Source organism: Actinoallomurus acaciae, from assembly GCF_042429965.1.
In the GTDB taxonomy this organism is placed as follows: domain Bacteria; phylum Actinomycetota; class Actinomycetes; order Streptosporangiales; family Streptosporangiaceae; genus Actinoallomurus; species Actinoallomurus acaciae.
This window is the reverse complement of sequence record NZ_JBHLZP010001066.1, coordinates 1-1,194: the sequence shown is the minus strand read 5'-3', so window position 1 is coordinate 1,194 and position 1,194 is coordinate 1. Positions and strand designations below refer to the sequence as shown.

1 protein-coding gene is annotated in these 1,194 nt (G+C 69.8%); it reads left to right on the top strand.

Annotation, left to right across the window (positions count from 1 at the left end):
• Positions 1 to 275 precede the first annotated feature (275 nt).
• Positions 276 to 1,040, top strand: a complete 765-nt coding sequence (locus tag ACFFNX_RS50495; protein WP_378213628.1) for an aggregation-promoting factor C-terminal-like domain-containing protein — start codon at positions 276 to 278, stop codon at positions 1,038 to 1,040.
• Positions 1,041 to 1,194 lie beyond the last annotated feature (154 nt).

Here is a 1,194-nt window from a genome sequence, read left to right as displayed (position 1 = left end):
GGCCGCCGCGGGCTGCTGGGCGCCGACCGCCGGGACGCACTCGCGGCACTCGGTGCCCCGGACCTCGCCGCGGTCTTCGACGAGGCGTCGCGAGCGGCGGCGCTGACCTGCTCCCGGCGAGGCGCCGACCCGCCGACCTGGGCCGAACTCGGCGCGTTCCATCCCACGACCGGCTGACTCCGGCGACGCCGTTCTTCCCGGGACGGATGAGATCTGTGCCCCAAGTACACGGACAAAGAGCATAGAAGCGCTGAGATAGTGCAAGCTATGGTGCTATGCAACATCGGCACCAGGAGACGCGGCGGCCCCCGCGCGCCTACGACTTGGATGAACTCACCGGTTCATACGACTCACAGCGCGATCCGTACGCCGACGATTTCGCGGAGCCCAAGGGCGTACGTGTTCTCCGCCTGGCCAAGCGGGCGGCCACGAGCACCATCGTGATCATGACGCTCGTCATCGTCGTCGTCTTCGTCTTCGTGGCGAAGACGAACTTCGGCAAGGGCAAGCCGCCGCCCGGCGCGGCCAACATGTCCACCAACGAGATGTTGAAGGAGCTGTCGGGGTACCAGATGGACCCCGTCGTCTCCGCCGCCGAGGCACAGGCCAAGCGTCGCGCGTACGAGAAGGCGGTCGCGGCGGAGAAGGCGGCGAAGAAGAAGGCCGCCGCCCGCGCGAAGGCGCTCAAGGAGAAGCGCGAGTGGGAGGCGCTCAAGAAACGGATGAGCAACGACCCGAGCGCGGCGGAGAACCAGGCGTACGCCAAGAAGATGAACGCGCTCAAGGGCTGGGGCGGCTGCTGGGGCTCCCTGCTGACGATGTGGAACCACGAGAGCGGCTGGAACGAGCACGCCAGCAACCCCGGCAGCGGCGCGTACGGGATTCCGCAGGCCCTGCCGGGCTCGAAGATGGCCTCGGCCGGGCCCGACTGGCACAACAACGCGATGACCCAGATCGCCTGGGGACTCGCCTACGTCGGCTCCCGCTACGGAAATCCCTGCAAGGCCTGGGGCTTCTGGCAGGCGCACCACTGGTACTGAGCCGCCCACCGGCGGGCGCGGCGGCTCCTCAGCTGCCCCGGCCCGCCAGCACGGCCACGAGATCGGACAGCATCGCGACGCGCTCGGAGCCGATCTCCCCGGCCGCGCCGGAGAGCGCGGCGATCGCCCGGTCGGTGCGCCGTCCGGCCGCCCG

Coding starts and splice junctions, on each gene's coding strand:
- ACFFNX_RS50495 (WP_378213628.1), top strand. CDS start 276: ATGCAACATCGGCACCAGGAGACGCGGCGGCCCCCGCGCGCCTACGAC.